Raw genomic sequence first — 16,273 nt, 5'->3', positions numbered from 1 at the left:
GGCCGTGGAGGGGACGGCGCAGACGCGCCCCTGAGGCGGGGCTTCAGGGGCGCGGGGAACTGGCGCGGTCGGGCCGCGCGCGGACCGGGGTCCGACCGCGGCGGGGCGGCGGGCGCGGGAAGCCCTTCACCCGCCCCCGCCGCGCAGCGCCTAGATGCGGCCCAGGACCTTGCCGAGCAGCTCGCCCATGCGCGTCGCGCTGTCGCGGCCCGCCTGGAGGACTTCCTCGTGGTTGAGGGGCTCGCCGGTCATGCCCGCGGCCAGGTTCGTGACGAGGGAGATGCCGAGGACCTCCGCACCCGCCTCGCGCGCGGCGATGGCCTCCAGGACGGTCGACATGCCGACCAGGTCCGCGCCGATCGTGCGGGCCATGCGGATCTCGGCGGGCGTCTCGTAGTGCGGGCCGGGGAACTGCGCGTAGACGCCCTCTTCGAGGGAGGGGTCGATCTCCTTGCAGAGGGTGCGCAGCCGCGGCGAGTACAGGTCCGTGAGGTCGACGAAGTTCGCGCCGACGATCGGGGACGTCGCCGTCAGGTTGAGGTGGTCGCTGATCAGCACCGGCTGGCCGGGGCGCATGCCCTCGCGCAGGCCGCCGCAGCCGTTGGTCAGGACGATGGTCTTGCAGCCGGCGGCCACCGCGGTGCGGACACCGTGGGCGACGGCGGCGACCCCGCGGCCCTCGTAGTAGTGGGTGCGGCCCAGGAAGACCAGCGCGCGCTTGTCGCCGACCTTGAAGGAGCGGATGCGGCCCCCGTGGCCCTCGACGGCCGGCGGCGGGAAGCCGGGCAGCTCGGTGACGGGGAACTCGGCATCGGGCTCGCCGAGCGCGTCGACGGCGGGCGCCCAGCCGGAGCCCATCACGAGGGCGACGTCGTGGGTCTCGGCGCCCGTCAGCTCACGCAGGCGCGCGGCGGCGTCGGCGGCGGCGGCGTAGGGGTCGCCCTGGATGTGGTCCGGAATAACTGAAGCGTTCACGCGGACGAGAGTAGCCGCTCATGGCCTACGCGCGTAGATGACGATGCTTACGGGATTGCGATCGTTGTCTTGTCGTTTCCGACGAGGCCGCCGCACGGTGTCCGGGACCGGTGCGGCTAGCAGGGGCGCTTGCGCAGTTCCATCACGTAGTCGTGAGGGGCGCCCGCCGATTCCGCCGCGTCCGCGAGCTCGCCCAGGTACCGCGCGGAGGGCAGCCCGCCCTCGTATCCGTTCAGGACGTACACCCACGCGGGTTCCTCGCCCTCCAGCGTGTGGACGCGGACCCGCATGCGCCGGTAGATGTCCAGGCCCACGCCCTCCCACCGGTCCATGGAGTCCTCGTCCATGGGAGCGATGTCGTAGAGCGTGACGAAGACCTGGGAGCGCGGGGCCTCGACGAGGGTGGCGAGCGCGCCTTCCCAGCCCATGTGCTCCCCGCCGAACGTGAGCCGCCAGCCGGTCAGCCAGCCGGTCGCGCGCAGCGGTGAGTGCGGGGCGCGGCGTGACATGAGCCGCGGATCCAGATTGCCGGCGTACGCGGCGTAGAGCGACATGTGGTCGAGGGTACGGCAGCAATCACGTACGCCCCTCCCGTAGCGGGAGGACCGCCCGGACGGGGGTCGTTCCACGGACGGAGGGCCCCGGCGCGTAAGCACCTTGAAGCGTGCGGGACAATGGAGTACGTGACTCGGATCGTGATCATTGGCGGCGGACCCGGCGGATACGAGGCGGCTCTTGTGGCCGCCCAGCTCGGCGCGGAGGTGACCGTCGTCGACTGCGACGGTCTGGGCGGGGCGTCGGTGCTCACCGACTGCGTGCCGTCCAAGACTCTGATCGCCACGGCCGAGGTGATGACCACCTTCGACTCCTCGTACGAGGAGCTGGGGATCATCGTCGCGGACGACACCCCGCACATCGACACCCCCGCGCGCGTGGTCGGCGTCGACCTGGGCAAGGTCAACCGCCGTGTGAAGCGGCTCGCGCTCGCGCAGTCCCACGACATCACCGCCTCCGTCACGCGTGCGGGCGCGCGCGTACTGCGCGGCCGCGGCCGTCTGGAGGGCCAGCAGGACACCGACGGCTCGCGGAAGGTCGTGGTGCGCGCCGCCGACGGCAGCGAGGAGACCCTCGTCGCCGACGCGGTGCTGCTCGCCACCGGCGGGCACCCGCGCGAGGTCCCGGACGCCCAGCCCGACGGCGAGCGGATCCTGAACTGGACCCAGGTGTACGACCTGGACGAGCTGCCCGCGGAGCTCATCGTCGTCGGTTCGGGTGTGACGGGCGCCGAGTTCGCCGGGGCCTACCAGGCCCTCGGGTCCAACGTCACGCTCGTCTCCAGCCGTGACCGCGTGCTGCCGGGCGAGGACCCGGACGCCGCCGCCGTCCTGGAGGACGTCTTCCGCCGCCGCGGCATGAACGTCATGTCCCGCTCCCGCGCCGCCTCCGCCAAGCGGGTCGGGGACCGGGTCGAGGTCACGCTCGACGACGGCCGCGTCATCTCCGGCACGCACTGCCTGATGGCCGTCGGCGCCATCCCGAACAGCAGCGGCATGGGCCTGGAGGAGGCCGGGGTCAAGCTGAAGGACTCGGGCCACATCTGGACCGACAAGGTCTCGCGGACCTCCGCCCCCGGTGTGTACGCCGCGGGTGACGTGACCGGCATCTTCGCGCTCGCCTCCGTCGCCGCCATGCAGGGGCGCATCGCGATGTACCACTTCCTGGGCGACGCGGTGCAGCCGCTGAACCTGAAGGCCGTCTCCGCGAACGTCTTCACCGACCCGGAGATCGCGACCGTCGGTTACAGCCAGTCCGACGTGGACGCGGGCAAGATCGACGCCCGAGTCGTGAAGCTCCCTCTGCTGCGCAATCCGCGCGCGAAGATGCAGGGCATCCGCGACGGTTTCGTCAAGATCTTCTGCCGCCCGGGCACCGGAATCGTGGTCGGCGGTGTGGTCGTCGCACCGCGCGCCTCGGAACTGATCCATCCCATCTCGATCGCGGTCGACAACAATCTGACGGTCGAGCAGATCGCGAATGCGTTCACCGTGTACCCATCGCTTTCGGGGTCGATCGCCGAGGTGGCGCGCCAGCTCCACACGCGGAAGACGGCGGGCGAGGCCTGATCCTCGCGGCGGCCCGAAACAACTCTTTGCAGGTCACGGAGTGTTGCCGCCCATTCGCGCGGCATAGGCGTTGGGCGTAAGCACCTATACCACTTCCCACCCTGTCGTGCGAACAACTTCTGTAATTCGGCGCAAACTGCTGAAAGCAGACGGTCGTTGGGGTTACTGTCAGTTTCGTGTTCGCTGCAGAACGTCGCCAATTGATCCTCGAAATGGTGCGGGCCAACGGGGCGGTATCGCTCCGTGAGCTCGCCCGCGTCGTCCAGACCTCCGAAGTGACCGTACGGCGGGACGTGCGCGCGCTGGAGGCAGAAGGACTCCTCGACCGCCGACATGGCGGTGCGGTATTGCCGGGCGGATTCACGCGGGAGTCCGGCTTTCCGCAGAAATCACATCTCGCGACCGCCGAGAAGACGGCCATCGCCGATCTCGCGGCGGGCCTCGTCGAAGAGGGCGAAGCCATCGTCGTCGGGGCGGGTACGACCACGCAGGAGCTGGCCCGACGGCTCGCGCGGGTGCCCGGCCTGACCGTCGTCACCAACTCCCTTCTGGTGGCGCAGGCGTTGGCCCATGCCAACCGGGTCGAAGTCGTCATGACCGGCGGCACCCTGCGCGGCTCGAACTACGCGCTCGTGGGCAGCGGCGCCGAGCAGTCCCTCCAGGGGCTGCGGGTGACGCGGGCCTTCCTGTCGGGCAGTGGTCTGACCGCGGAGCGCGGGCTCTCCACGTCCAACATGCTCTCCGCGAGCGTGGACCGCGCGCTGGTCCAGGCGGCGGCCGAGGTCGTGGTCCTCGCGGACCACACCAAGCTCGGCACCGACACGATGTTCCAGACGGTGCCGACGGACGTCATCACGCGCCTGGTCACCGACGAGCCGCCGGGGCACGACGACCGCGCGGCCACGGAACTGCAGGCCCTGGCCGATCAGGGCGTGCAGATCGCGGTGGCGGGCGGTGCCGCGGGCCCCAGCGCGGGGCCCGGTGCCGATGCCGTCCAGAAAGGTCGTCAGCAGCGCCGGGACGTGCCCCTGCCGGGGCAGCGCCGCAACCACGGGGCGGGACCGGGCCAGCAGCTGCGGAGCGCCGTCCTCGGGGAGCAGCCGCCCGGGGAGCGTGCCGCGCGCGTCGCCGACCTGCGCCGTCGCTGAAGGCACGGGTCACATCCCGGCCGGACGGCGGGTGGTGGGGCGGTGGCGATAGCGATGGCGGTGAGGGTGCGACGACGTGACGGTGTGACGCCGTGACGGTGTGGCGAGTCGTGTTACGCCGCCGCCTGCCCGTCCGCCTTCAGGCCCCGCAGGGTCAGCGTGAGCAGGCGGTCGGCCAACTCCGGATCGTCCGGGGTCTCTTCGGCCGCCAGCGAGATCGCGTTGGTCAGCTGGAGCAGGTCGGAGATGGAGACGTCGGGGCGCACGGCCCCTGCCTCCTGGGCGCGGGCCAGGAGCGCCGAGCCCGCCTCGCGCATGGGCTTGCTGCACCGCGCGAGCGCCGAAGTGTCGTCGTGCGACGCCGACATGAGGGCGCTCGACAGGCCGCGATACTCACCCGCATGAGTGATGATGGCGCGCAGCCACGCCACCAGTGCGGCGCAGGGCTGCGGGTCGTCGAGCAGAGCGTGCGAACGCGCGAGCAGATCGCTCACCGCGTCCTCCCACACCGCGCTCATCAGCGCGTGCCGGTTGGGGAAGTGCCGGTAGAGGGTGCCGATGCCGACGCCCGCCCGGCGCGCCACGTCCTCCAGGGAGGTGCCCGTGCCGTGCTCGGCGAAGGCGGAGCGTGCCTCGGCGAGGAGCCGGTCGTAATTGCGGCGGGCATCGGCCCGCATGGCCCGCGCCGACTGTGCCGTCTGCTGCGGCGCTCTCGCCTGCTGGCCCATGCCGGTCGTCATCCCCGCACCCTTCGTGAACGTACGCGTACCTCAAGGATGCCACTGACCGCGCGGCCTCCTCGGAGGGCGGCGGGCGGACGGGTGCGGTCAGGGCTCCCCGCGGGGGAAGAACGCGTCCAGCTCGGCCCTGGCCCTGCGCTCGCGCCGGTGCGGGGGCAGGGCGCCGCCGCGCAGGTTCCGGGTCAGCCACAGGACCAGCGGATACGTGACACAGGTGCCGATGAGCGCGCCGCTCAGCACTCCCGCGGCCAACTCGCTCATGATCATCAACTCGCCTTCGTGTGGAGCTTTTTGGTGGTGTGCCGGGGTTTGGCGGCGCTGCCGGGTGTGGTGGCGCTACCGGATGTAGTGGCGGTACCGGATGTACTGGCGCTACCGGCCCCGCTGGTGTTCCTCGCGGGGCCGTGGAAGCCGTCGCGGGCCGTCTCGATCATCGTGGCGCCGTTGTCCGGCACCACCGCGCCGTAGCCGAGCAGCCGCCAGCGCACGTCGACGGCGTCGCTCTCGTAGTACGGCACCGGGCCCGCCGCCGACGGCACCAGGAGCGGTGCGGGCCGCCGGGCGCACGCGTGGCAGGCGGCGATCTCCTCGACGCCCTCCGGGATGCCCGGGACGTCCGGCGGCGCCACGCGCGCGTGCCCGCGCTCGTGCAGCGGGTTGAAGTAGCAGGGCGGGTCGGGCCGCAGCGGCTGCTCCGTCACCAGGGCCGCCAGGGCGCGCATCCCGACGCGGCTGAACTCGACCGCCGCCACGAGCTCCCCCAGGGCGTACGCGGAGTCGTAGGCGGGGTCCGGGCTCAGCGGTCCGTCGCAGGCCGGGCGGATCACCGAGTTGCTCGCCTGGATGGCCGCCGTGACGGCGAACGAGGCCAGCTCGGTGCGCAGTTGCTCCGAGAGCGCGCAGGTGTGGTGCAGGGTGTCGCCGAGCGCGGCCGCGTCGCTGAGGAGCTCCGCGCGCCGCTCGGCCTCCGGGCGCAGCGCCTCGGGGTCGCACCCCGGGTCCGGCAGCGGTGCGCGCCAGTCGGGCGCGGGCAGCGGCAGGGCGAAGGTGTAGGGGCGGCGCCTGCCCATCGGCAGGTGCGTGAAGCGGCGCAGGAGCGCCACGGAGAGGCCCGCGGCGAGGCCCAGGACGAGTCCCGCCTCGTAGCGCTGCCCTGCGTCGGCGGTCGCGGCGAGCCAGCCGCCCGCGCCGATGGCGCCCGCCGCGGCGAGCAGCCCGAACATGTCCCCCGTGCGTTTCACTGAAGTCCCCCCGTGGTCTTCGGCTCTACGAGGGGGAGGACGCGGGGCGGGAGCGGGCCGGTTGCGCGCCGGACGGGCGGAAAATCACCCGGAGGGGCTGAGAAATCAGCCCCTCCGGCGATGGCGGAGCGGGGTCCGGGGCGGAGCCCCGGGAGACCTCGAGACGTCGACCGTCAGTCCTTGATCTCGCAGATCACCGCACCGGAGGTCAGGCTCGCGCCCACCTCCGCGGTGAGGCCCTTGATGGTGCCCGAGCGGTGCGCGTTCAGGGGCTGTTCCATCTTCATGGCCTCCAGGACGACGATCAGGTCGCCCTCGTTGACCTCCTGGCCCTCCTCGACCGCGACCTTGACGATCGTGCCCTGCATGGGCGAGGCGAGGGTGTCACCGGAGGCGGCCGGGCCGGACTTCTTGGCCGCGCGGCGCTTGGGGCGGGCGCCGCCCGCCGCCGCGGTGCGCGCGATGGTCATGCCGAGCGAGGACGGCAGCGAGACCTCCAGGCGCTTGCCGCCCACCTCGACGACGACCGTCTCGCGGCCCGGCTCCTCGTCCGTCTCGGTGTCCGAGGCGGCCGTGAACGGCGGGATCTCGTTGACGAACTCCGTCTCGATCCACCGGGTGTGGACCGTGAACGGGTCGCTGGAGCCGGTCAGCTCCGGCGCGAACGCCGGGTCCCTGACGACGGCACGGTGGAAGGGGATGGCGGTGGCCATGCCCTCCACGGTGAACTCGTCCAGCGCGCGGGCGGCACGCTGCAGCGCCTGCTCGCGCGTCGCGCCGCTGACGATCAGCTTGGCCAGGAGCGAGTCCCAGGCCGGGCCGATGACCGAGCCGGACTCCACGCCCGCGTCCAGGCGGACGCCGGGGCCGCTCGGCGGCGCGAACGTGGTGACGGTGCCGGGCGCGGGCAGGAAGCCGCGGCCCGGGTCCTCGCCGTTGATGCGGAACTCGAAGGAGTGACCGCGCAGCTCGGGGTCTCCGTAGCCGAGCTCCTCGCCGTCGGCGATGCGGAACATCTCGCGGACCAGGTCGATGCCCGCGACCTCTTCGGTGACCGGGTGCTCCACCTGCAGACGGGTGTTGACCTCCAGGAAGGAGATCGTGCCGTCGACGCCGACGAGGAACTCGACGGTGCCCGCGCCCACGTAGCCGGCCTCCTTGAGGATGGCCTTCGACGCGGCGTACAGCTCGGCGTTCTGCTCGGGCGTCAGGAACGGCGCGGGCGCCTCCTCGACGAGCTTCTGGTGGCGGCGCTGCAGCGAGCAGTCACGGGTCGAGACGACGACCACGTTGCCGTGCTTGTCCGCCAGGCACTGGGTCTCCACGTGCCGGGGCTTGTCGAGGTAGCGCTCGACGAAGCACTCGCCCCGGCCGAAGGCCGCCACGGCCTCGCGGACCGCGGAGTCGTACAGCTCGGGGACCTCTTCGAGGGTGCGGGCGACCTTCAGGCCGCGCCCGCCACCGCCGAAGGCGGCCTTGATGGCGATGGGCAGGCCGTTCGCCTCGGCGAAGGCCACCACCTCGTCGGCGCCCGACACGGGGTCGGGGGTACCGGCGACCAGCGGGGCGCCGGCGCGCTGCGCGATGTGCCGCGCGGCGACCTTGTCACCCAGGTCGCGGATGGCCTGCGGCGGCGGGCCGATCCAGTTCAGGCCCGCGTCGATGACGGCCTGCGCGAAGTCGGCGTTCTCCGAAAGGAAGCCGTAGCCGGGGTGGATGGCATCCGCCCCCGCGTCCTTGGCCGCGGCCAGCACCTTGGAGATGTCCAGGTAGCTGGTGGCCGGAGTGTCACCGCCCAGCGCGAACGCCTCATCGGCTGCCCGTACATGCAGAGCGTCCCGGTCCGGGTCTGCGTAGACGGCTACGCTCGCGATCCCTGCGTCCCGGCATGCCCGAGCAACGCGGACAGCGATTTCGCCACGGTTGGCGATGAGCACCTTGCGCACGATGGCTCCCTCCTTGAAACAAGCCGAGTTTAGGGACTGCCGACACGGGCTTACGACCCGTCCCCAATGGTGAGCTTGCCCACACGGAGTGTTACTCGAGGCCGGCTAGGTCCGCGAAATCCCTTGTCGTACCGGAGTAGACGGGGTCTCTCCACGGCAGCGTAGCCCGCCGGTGTGGTCAAGGTCTCTGTGTGTCCGTGCTGCGGCGGCACGGCTTTCTTTGTGGAGTCCCTACGAATGGCTCAACGATTCTTTGCCTGCGGCACAGCTCTTGTCCCGGGGTTTACCCGTTAGTAGCGTTCACCGTGGCTCGAACGTACTTGGGGTAACAGCAGCGGAGAGTGGGTGGGGCGCCGTGGCGCGCAGACCGGTGGCCTGGCTGGGCGCGATCGTTCTTCTCGCGGAGGCGGTCGGGATCGCGCTCCTCAACTGGTTCCTCGGCCTCGTCGTCGACAAGCAGGACATGTCCCTCGCGGGCCTCGACCCGCACGCGATGACCGTCTCGACCTGGATCGCCGGCCTCCTCTTCGGCGGCTACCTCGCGCTGTGCGCCGTCACCCTGGCCCGCACCGCCGCCCGCGACCGCGCGCCCGGCACCTTCGGGCGGCTGCTCCTGATCAGCTGCGCCGTCGTGCACGGCCTGCTCGGCGCCTTCTGCGTCGGCCTGGTGGGCTGGGCCGCGTTCGTCTTCATGATGGTCGCGCTCGGCCTGATCGTGCTGCCGCTGGTGGCGTACGAGAAGAAGGCGCAACGGGACGGTGCCGCGGAGGGTGAGGGGGTGCCCGAGAACGGCGCCCCGCAGCCCGCCTGAGCCGCCCGGGCCGTTTCGCGCGGCCCGGCCGGGCCGCCGCACGCGGCCCGGTCGCCTACCGCTGCCACAACTCCGTGATGCCCACGCCCAGTTCGCCCAGGAGGCGGCGCAGCAGCGGGAGCGAGAGGCCGATGACGTTGCCGTGGTCGCCCTCGATGCCCTCGATGAACGGCGCCGAGCGGCCGTCGAGCGTGAACGCCCCGGCCACGTGCAGCGGTTCGCCGCTCGCGACGTACGCGGCGATCTCGTCGTCGGACGGTTCGCCGAACCGGACCACGGTCGACGCCGTCGCCGACGCGTACCGCCCGGAGGCGGTGTCGTAGACGCAGTGGCCCGTCTGCAGTACGCCCGCACGGCCGCGCATGGACTTCCAGCGGGCGGTGGCCTCCTCGGCGTCGGTCGGCTTGCCGAGCGCCCGGTCGTCCAGTTCGAGGACCGAGTCGCAGCCCACGACCAGCGCGCCCTTGGCCTCCGGCCGCGCGGCGACCACGGAGGCCTTGGCCTCGGCCAGGGCGAGGGCGAGCTCGGCGGGCGTGGGCGCGGACACCTTGTCCTCGTCGACGCCGCTGACGATCACCTCGGGCGCGAGGCCCGCCTGCCGGAGCAGGCCGAGCCGGGCGGGCGACTGGGAGGCGAGGACGAGACGGCGGGGCTGATCACTCATGCGGGTCAGCGTAGGCGCTGTGCGGGGCGATGAGGCGGCGGGGCGCTCAGTGGATGCCCAGCACGAACATCGCCACGACCATGGCCAGGGCGAGCACGAGGCCCGCGCGGCGCATCTTCGCCTGCAGGTCCCGCATGTCCTTGGGAGGCTTGTCCTCGGGGTCCGACCACAGCATGCAATCGATGGTGCGACCGGACGGGCCGGGACACCTGAGTACGCGTACTCAAGTTCCCCGGCCCGAGTGTCCTAGCCGGGCCAGTAGGTACGGCCCCACGCCGTGGGCGAGGGCGCCGGGAGCCGGTGGCGGGCCACGCGCGCGGGGTCGGCCCAGGAGTCGGGCAGCGCGGGCGCGCCCGCCGGCCCGTCGGCCAGGGCCGCGGCGCGCGCCTGGACCACCGCCAGGGCGGCGGCCAGCTCCTCCGGGGTCGGGTTGCCCCGTACGACCTTGATCATGAGCCCTCCCTGAGGGACTAGAGGGGGATGTTGCCGTGCTTCTTCGGAGGGAGGGATTCCCGCTTGGTGCGCAGCTGACGCAGGCCCCGCACCAGGTGCGACCGGGTCTCCGACGGCATGATCACCGCGTCCACGTAGCCGCGCTCGGCCGCCGTGTACGGGTTGAGCAGCGCGTCCTCGTACTCCTGGATGAGCCGCGTCCTGACCTCCTCGACGTCGTCCCCGGCCTCGGCGATCGTGCGGCGGTGCAGGATGTTGACCGCGCCCTGCGCGCCCATGACCGCGATCTGCGCGGTCGGCCAGGCGAGGTTCAGGTCGGCGCCCAGGTGCTTGGAGCCCATCACGTCGTACGCGCCGCCGAAGGCCTTGCGCGTGATGACCGTGATCAGCGGGACGGTGGCCTCCGCGTACGCGTAGATGAGCTTCGCGCCGCGCCGGATGATGCCCGTGTGCTCCTGCTCGACGCCCGGCAGGAAGCCCGGCACGTCGACGAAGGTGATGACCGGGACGTTGAACGCGTCGCAGGTGCGGACGAAGCGGGCGCCCTTCTCGGAGGCGTCGATGTTCAGGCAGCCGGCGAACTGCGTCGGCTGGTTGGCGACGATGCCCACCGGGCGGCCCTCGATCCGGCCGAAGCCGGTGAGGATGTTCGGCGCGAACAGCGGCTGCGTCTCGAAGAATTCGGCGTCGTCCAGGACGTGCTCGATGACGCCGTGCATGTCGTACGGCTGGTTGGCGCTGTCCGGGATCAGCGTGTCGAGCGCCAGGTCCTCGTCCGTGGGCGCGAGGTCGGCCTCCTCGGGGAAGGCGGGCGGCTCGCTGAGGTTGTTCGAAGGCAGGTAGGAGAGAAGGGACTTGACGTACTCGATGGCGTCCTTCTCGTCGCCCGCCATGTGGTGCGCGACACCGGAGGTGCTGTTGTGGGTACGGGCGCCGCCGAGCTCCTCGAAGCCGACGTCCTCGCCGGTGACCGTCTTGATGACGTCCGGCCCGGTGATGAACATGTGCGAGGTCTGGTCGACCATGACCGTGAAGTCGGTGATGGCGGGGGAGTAGACGGCCCCGCCCGCGCACGGCCCGACGACGAGCGAGATCTGCGGGATCACGCCGGACGCGTGGGTGTTGCGGCGGAAGATCTCCCCGTACATCCCGAGGGCCATGACGCCCTCCTGGATGCGGGCGCCGCCGGAGTCGTTGATGCCGACGACCGGACAGCCGGTCTTCAGCGCGAAGTCCATGACCTTGACGATCTTCTGGCCGAAGACCTCGCCGAGCGCGCCGCCGAAGACGGTGAAGTCCTGCGAGAACACGGCGACGGGGCGGCCGTCGACCGTGCCGTAGCCGGTCACCACGCCGTCGCCGTACGGCCGGTTCTTCTCCAGGCCGAAGTTGGTCGAACGGTGCTGCGCGAACTCGTCGAGCTCCACGAAGGAGCCCTCGTCGAGCAGGAGTTCAATCCGCTCGCGGGCCGTCAGCTTCCCTTTGGCGTGCTGCTTCTCGACCGCGCGGGCCGAACCCGCGTGCTTGGCCTCCTCGATGCGGCGCTGCAAATCGGCGAGCTTTCCCGCGGTCGTATGGATGTCGATGGCGCCGTGGTCGGCGCTGCGGTCTGACGCGGGCACGTTGGGCTCTTCCGGCTCGGACATCGGGATGCGGCTCCCTGCCTGCTCAAAGGGGCTTGTCTAACGGCGGTGCGGCTGGCTACTGACCCGTAGCGTATCGGCGCCGATACCGTTCGGCAGTGCGGCGTTTACCACACCTAAGGTGGCTTGCATGACGCCGCCAGATGCTGAAGACAATCGCTGGTCCGACCTCGACAGGCCGCCGCTCGGTGCCGCATCGCTGCGGCGGACGCTGCTGCGGGACGGCGGTCTGTGGTCCTCCCTGGACGTGGTGGCCGCCACCGGCTCCACCAACTCCGACCTCGCGGCGCGCGCCGACGAGCTGCCCGAGGGCGCGGTGCTCGTCGCGGAGGAGCAGAGCGCGGCCCGCGGGCGTCTCGACCGCCGGTGGTCCGCGCCCGCCCGCTCGGGCCTCTTCTTCTCCGTCCTGCTCAAGCCCGACGACGTGCCGGTCGAGCGGTGGGGCTGGCTGCCGCTGCTCACCGGTGTCGCCGTCGCCACGGGGCTCTCCCGGGTGGCCCGTGTGGACACCGCGCTCAAGTGGCCCAACGACCTCCTGGTGACCGTGGGTGACGAGGAGCGCAAGGCCGGCGGCATCCTCGTGGAGCGGGCGGGGTCGGCTTCCGGCGGGGGCGTCGTCGTCGGCGTCGGCATCAACGTCACGCTCCGCGAGGACGAGCTGCCGGTGCCCACGGCGGGCTCCCTCGCCCTGGCGGGCGCGGGCACCACGGACCGTGACCCGCTGCTGCGGGCCGTCCTGCGCTCCCTGGAGCAGTGGTACGGGGAGTGGCGCGACGCGGACGGCGACCCCGCGGCGTCCCGGCTCCAGGAGACCTACGCCGCCGGCTGCGCCACGCTCGGCCGCCGCGTCCGGGCGGAGCTCCCCGGCGACCGCGCGATCGTCGGCGAGGCGGTCGCCGTGGACGGTGACGGCCGCCTGGTTCTCGCCACGGCGGAGGGCGTGCAAGAGCCGGTGGGGGCGGGGGACATCGTGCATTTGAGGGGGGTGGAGTGAGGCCCGGGATGTCCGGGTGACCCACGGACTTCTGGTCGGGTCAATAAGCCGGTCGTGGGAGTCGGGAGTGAGCTGCGGCACACCTGCCGTAAAGTTGGCGCCGGTCGATACCTGACCGCGGCAGATCGGAAGGGCAGCAGGCGTGACCGTCGACGACACGGGCTCCGGCGAGGGTGGGCACCCCGCCTCCGACGGCGGGTCCGGCCGTACCGGTGGGCCCGTGGCCGCCCGTGACGGCGGGGCGGAGGGTGCGGTGCCGGACGTCTCCGGGGTGCCCGAGGTGCCCGATGTGGACGACAGGGGCGAGGGCGAGGCGGAGAAGGACCCGCTGGCCCTGCGCCTCGAACAGCTCATCCTCGGCGCCGACCGCCGGTACACGCCGTTCCAGGCGGCCCGCAGCGCGGGCGTCTCGATGGAGCTGGCGTCCCGCTTCTGGCGGGCCATGGGCTTTCCCGACATCGGCCAGGCCAAGGCGCTGACCGAGGCGGACGTCCTCGCCCTGCGCCGGCTCGCCGGTCTCGTCGAGGCGGGCCTGCTCAGCGAGGCGATGGCCGTGCAGGTGGCGCGGTCCACGGGGCAGACCACGGCGCGGCTCGCCGAGTGGCAGATCGACTCCTTCCTGGAGGGGCTCACCGAGCCGCCCGAGCCCGGCATGACCCGCACCGAGGTCACGTATCCGCTGATCGAGCTGCTCCTGCCCGAGCTGGAGGAGTTCCTCGTCTACGTCTGGCGGCGCCAGCTCGCCGCCGCCACCGGCCGGGTGGTGCAGGCCGCGGACGACGAGGAGATGGTCGACCGGCGGCTCGCCGTCGGCTTCGCCGACCTGGTCGGGTTCACGCGGCTGACGCGCCGGATGGAGGAGGAGGAGCTCGGCGAACTCGTCGAGGCCTTCGAGACCACCGCCGCCGACCTGGTCGCCGCGCACGGCGGGCGGCTGATCAAGACCCTCGGGGACGAGGTGCTCTACGCCGCCGACGACGCGGGCGTCGCCGCGGAGATCGCGCTGCGGCTCATCGAGACCATGGCCAACGACGAGACCATGCCGGAGCTCCGCGTCGGCATCGCCTTCGGCACCGTGACGACCCGCATGGGCGACGTCTTCGGTACGACCGTGAACCTCGCGAGCCGCCTCACGTCGATAGCGCCACGGGACGCCGTCCTCGTCGACGGCGCCCTCGCGGAGGAGCTGAAGCGGACGGGTGAGGCCCCCGCGTCCGAGGCGGACGCCGCGGAGGAGGCCGCCCGGGCGGAGAAGGAGGGCGAGGAGCCGCCCTCCTACCGTTTCGCGCTCCAGCCGATGTGGCAGCGCCCCGTGCGCGGCCTCGGTGTCGTCGAACCGTGGCTGCTGGCCCGCCGGGGCTGACGCCGGGGCTGACCCCTTCCCGAGCCGGGGCCCGGCTGACATGATCCCCGGGTAACGGTCGTTAACCGGAGGTGGAGGAGCGTCATGGGCGACGAGCAGCGGTACGGGGAGTACGTGGCGGTCAGGCGGCACGGCCACGTCGTCGAGCTCGTCCTCGACCGGCCCAAGGCGATGAACGCCGTCTCCACGGACATGGCCCGCTCCATCGCCGCCGCCTGCGCCGCCCTCGCCGAGGACGGGGACGCCCGCGTGGTCGTCCTGACCTCCACCCACGAGCGGGCCTTCTGCGTCGGCGCCGACCTGAAGGAGCGCAACTCCTTCGGCGACGCCGAGCTGCGCCGCCAGCGCCCCACCACGCGCGCCTCCTACACCGGCGTCCTCGACCTGCCCATGCCGACCGTCGCCGCCGTGCACGGCTTCGCGCTCGGGGGCGGCTTCGAGCTCGCCCTCGCCTGCGACATGATCGTCGCCGACCCGACCGCGGTCGTCGGCCTCCCCGAGGTCTCCGTCGGCGTCATCCCCGGCGGCGGCGGCACACAGCTCCTGCCGCGCCGGGTGGGTGCGGCCCGCGCCGCCGAGCTGATCTTCTCCGCGCGCCGCGTGGAGGCCGCGGAGGCACGGGAGTTGGGCCTGGTCGACCTCCTCGTCGGGGAAGGCGAGGCCCGTACGGAGGCGCTCGCGCTCGGCGCCCGCATCGCGGCCAACTCGCCCGTCGGCCTGCGCGCGGCCAAGCGCGCCCTGCGCCTGGGACACGGCCTCGACCTGCGGGCCGGTCTGGAGGTCGAGGACGCGGCGTGGCGCACGGTGGCGTTCTCGGCGGACCGGGCGGAGGGCGTCGCGGCGTTCAACGAGAAGCGCGCGCCGCAGTGGCCCGGCGAGTAGACGGGGAGCGCCGGTACGGAGCGGGTGTGACGCCGCCTCGAGGTTCTAAAACTCCGTACACCCCATAATCTGGGGAAATGGGAGAGGATGTCCGGCTGCGGGCCGTGGTGGAGCTGGCGCAGGGAATGGCCGCCGCGCACACACCGCGCGAGTCCTGGCGGGCCGCCGCCGTCGGTGTCTGCCGCGCCCTGGACGGCGATTTCGCCGCGCTGTCCGTGTGGGAGCGGGACATGGGGCGGCTGCGGGTCCTGGTGAACGCGGGCGAACGGGCCCTGGGCGAGGAGGAGTTCCCGGAGAACGAGGCATACCCCGTGCACCAGTTCCCAGAGATCACCGAGTTCCTGCACGAGCACTGGGCGGGCGGCGGCGAGCCGCACGCCTGGGTCGAGACGGCCGAGGGTCCCGCGGGCGCCCGCGAGGCCGGGTACTGCCACCAGCGGGTGGCCGCGCTGCGCCGCCGGGGCCGCGGCTGCTGCGTGATCGCCCCGATCGTGCTGCACGGGCGCGCGTGGGGCGAGCTGTACGTGGCGCGCTCGCCGGGTGCCCCGGTCTTCGGCCGGGCCGACGCCGACCTCGCGACGGTCCTCGCGGCGGTGGTGGCCGCCGGTATCGCGCAGACCGAGCGTCTGGAGGAGGCCCGTCGGCTGGCCTTCACGGACGCCCTGACGGGGCTCGCCAACCGCCGCGCGGTCGACCTCGGGCTCGACGAGGCGGTGGAGCGGCACCTCGCCGCGGGGACCGTCGTCAGCCTCGTCGTCTGCGACGTGAACGGGCTCAAGCGGGTCAACGACACCCAGGGCCACGCCGTCGGCGACCGGCTCCTCGAGCGCTTCGGCTCGGTCCTCTCGCTCTGCGGCGCGATGCTGCCGGGGACGCTGGCGGCGCGGCTCGGCGGCGACGAGTTCAGCCTCCTCTGTGTGGGTCCCACCGCCGACGAGGTGGTGCGGGTCGCCGACGAACTCTGCGTACGGGCCGCGGAGTTGGAGCTCGGGGACGGCGTGGCGTGCGGTGTCGCCTCGACCGGGGACCCGATCGGTCCGGTGCGCTCGGCCCGCCGCCTCTTCCGCCTCGCCGACGCGGCGCAGTACCGCGCGAAGGCGGCGCGCGCGGCGAAGCCGGTGGTGGCGGGGCGCGAGGGAGTGGACGACCCGGTGATCCGCCTCGCGGACGCGCCCGAGGGGGCGTCCGCGGCGGGGGAGCGGCGGAAGTTCCGGGGGCGGGGGACGCGTCCGGCGGACCGGCGCGGGCCCGGCTGAGTGCGGCGCGGGCCCGGGTGCGAGGCCGGTAAGA

Annotated in this window: 17 protein-coding genes; 7 read left to right on the top strand and 10 right to left on the bottom strand. The window is 72.6% G+C overall.

Features of this window, described 5'->3' with window-relative positions; genetic code table 11:
• Window positions 1-150 precede the first annotated feature (150 nt).
• Window positions 151-975 carry a purine-nucleoside phosphorylase gene (locus tag ACZ69I_RS33520; protein ID WP_467670115.1) on the bottom strand — a complete coding sequence of 275 codons (825 nt, stop codon included), beginning with the start codon at window positions 973-975 and terminating at the stop codon, window positions 151-153.
• Window positions 976-1,091: 116 nt separating this feature from the next.
• The gene (locus ACZ69I_RS33515; RefSeq protein WP_389723680.1) at window positions 1,092-1,529 is read right to left on the bottom strand and encodes a gamma-glutamylcyclotransferase family protein; all 438 of its coding nucleotides are present in this window, start codon (window positions 1,527-1,529) and stop codon (window positions 1,092-1,094) included.
• Between the two features lie 120 nt (window positions 1,530-1,649).
• Here ACZ69I_RS33515 and ACZ69I_RS33510 point away from each other — a divergent pair, with 120 nt between their 5' ends.
• Both ACZ69I_RS33510 and ACZ69I_RS33505 read left to right on the top strand, forming a co-directional pair.
• The gene (locus ACZ69I_RS33510; protein WP_470836352.1) at window positions 1,650-3,098 is read left to right on the top strand and encodes an NAD(P)H-quinone dehydrogenase; all 1,449 of its coding nucleotides are present in this window, start codon (window positions 1,650-1,652) and stop codon (window positions 3,096-3,098) included.
• A 176-nt stretch (window positions 3,099-3,274) separates the two neighbouring features.
• Window positions 3,275-4,246, top strand: a complete 972-nt coding sequence (locus tag ACZ69I_RS33505) for a DeoR/GlpR family DNA-binding transcription regulator (RefSeq protein ID WP_467670110.1) — start codon at window positions 3,275-3,277, stop codon at window positions 4,244-4,246.
• Between the two features lie 113 nt (window positions 4,247-4,359).
• On the opposite strand, the gene ACZ69I_RS33500 is transcribed toward ACZ69I_RS33505, so the two are convergent.
• The 4 genes from ACZ69I_RS33500 to ACZ69I_RS33485 all read right to left on the bottom strand — a co-directional run bounded on the left by ACZ69I_RS33500 (window position 4,360) and on the right by ACZ69I_RS33485 (window position 8,173).
• Window positions 4,360-4,923: a TetR/AcrR family transcriptional regulator gene (locus ACZ69I_RS33500; RefSeq protein WP_467670842.1), complete on the bottom strand. Its 564-nt coding sequence runs from the start codon at window positions 4,921-4,923 to the stop codon at window positions 4,360-4,362.
• Window positions 4,924-5,073: 150 nt separating this feature from the next.
• Window positions 5,074-5,247: a hypothetical protein gene (locus ACZ69I_RS33495; RefSeq protein WP_467670108.1), complete on the bottom strand. Its 174-nt coding sequence runs from the start codon at window positions 5,245-5,247 to the stop codon at window positions 5,074-5,076.
• Between the two features lie 5 nt (window positions 5,248-5,252).
• Entirely contained in the window at window positions 5,253-6,227 is a 975-nt protein-coding gene (locus tag ACZ69I_RS33490) for a hypothetical protein (protein ID WP_470836351.1), read from the bottom strand.
• A 173-nt stretch (window positions 6,228-6,400) separates the two neighbouring features.
• Window positions 6,401-8,173, bottom strand: coding sequence for an acetyl/propionyl/methylcrotonyl-CoA carboxylase subunit alpha (locus tag ACZ69I_RS33485; RefSeq protein ID WP_467670103.1), 1,773 nt, complete (start codon window positions 8,171-8,173; stop codon window positions 6,401-6,403).
• A 355-nt stretch (window positions 8,174-8,528) separates the two neighbouring features.
• On the opposite strand from ACZ69I_RS33485, the gene ACZ69I_RS33480 reads away from it, so the two are divergent.
• Entirely contained in the window at window positions 8,529-8,984 is a 456-nt protein-coding gene (locus ACZ69I_RS33480) for a hypothetical protein (protein WP_467670101.1), read from the top strand.
• Window positions 8,985-9,039: 55 nt separating this feature from the next.
• Here ACZ69I_RS33480 and ACZ69I_RS33475 read toward each other — a convergent pair whose 3' ends face one another.
• From ACZ69I_RS33475 to ACZ69I_RS33460, 4 genes are all read right to left on the bottom strand, one after another.
• Window positions 9,040-9,648 carry a nucleoside triphosphate pyrophosphatase gene (locus ACZ69I_RS33475; protein ID WP_470836349.1) on the bottom strand — a complete coding sequence of 203 codons (609 nt, stop codon included), beginning with the start codon at window positions 9,646-9,648 and terminating at the stop codon, window positions 9,040-9,042.
• Window positions 9,649-9,694: 46 nt separating this feature from the next.
• Window positions 9,695-9,823: a morphogenic membrane protein MmpB gene (gene mmpB, locus ACZ69I_RS33470; protein ID WP_470836347.1), complete on the bottom strand. Its 129-nt coding sequence runs from the start codon at window positions 9,821-9,823 to the stop codon at window positions 9,695-9,697.
• Window positions 9,824-9,894: 71 nt separating this feature from the next.
• Window positions 9,895-10,101, bottom strand: coding sequence for an acyl-CoA carboxylase epsilon subunit (locus ACZ69I_RS33465; RefSeq protein ID WP_467670095.1), 207 nt, complete (start codon window positions 10,099-10,101; stop codon window positions 9,895-9,897).
• 17 nt (window positions 10,102-10,118) lie between these two features.
• The gene (locus ACZ69I_RS33460) at window positions 10,119-11,747 is read right to left on the bottom strand and encodes an acyl-CoA carboxylase subunit beta (protein ID WP_470836345.1); all 1,629 of its coding nucleotides are present in this window, start codon (window positions 11,745-11,747) and stop codon (window positions 10,119-10,121) included.
• A gap of 127 nt (window positions 11,748-11,874) precedes the next feature.
• On the opposite strand from ACZ69I_RS33460, the gene ACZ69I_RS33455 reads away from it, so the two are divergent.
• The 4 genes from ACZ69I_RS33455 (at window position 11,875) to ACZ69I_RS33440 (ending at window position 16,239) form a co-directional block, all read left to right on the top strand.
• A complete protein-coding gene (locus tag ACZ69I_RS33455; protein ID WP_470836344.1) occupies window positions 11,875-12,738 on the top strand; it encodes a biotin--[acetyl-CoA-carboxylase] ligase in 864 nt (287 codons plus the stop codon).
• Window positions 12,739-12,880: 142 nt separating this feature from the next.
• A complete protein-coding gene (locus ACZ69I_RS33450) occupies window positions 12,881-14,101 on the top strand; it encodes an adenylate/guanylate cyclase domain-containing protein (protein WP_467670089.1) in 1,221 nt (406 codons plus the stop codon).
• Window positions 14,102-14,185: 84 nt separating this feature from the next.
• Window positions 14,186-14,983, top strand: coding sequence for an enoyl-CoA hydratase/isomerase family protein (locus tag ACZ69I_RS33445; protein ID WP_470836343.1), 798 nt, complete (start codon window positions 14,186-14,188; stop codon window positions 14,981-14,983).
• 77 nt (window positions 14,984-15,060) lie between these two features.
• On the top strand, window positions 15,061-16,239 hold the full coding sequence (locus ACZ69I_RS33440) for a GGDEF domain-containing protein (RefSeq protein WP_470836342.1): 1,179 nt from the start codon (window positions 15,061-15,063) through the stop codon (window positions 16,237-16,239).
• Window positions 16,240-16,273 lie beyond the last annotated feature (34 nt).

This window comes from Streptomyces sp. NPDC036815, assembly GCF_055609205.1.
Note: the sequence above shows the minus strand (reverse complement) of the source record. Positions and strands in the feature narration are given on the sequence as shown.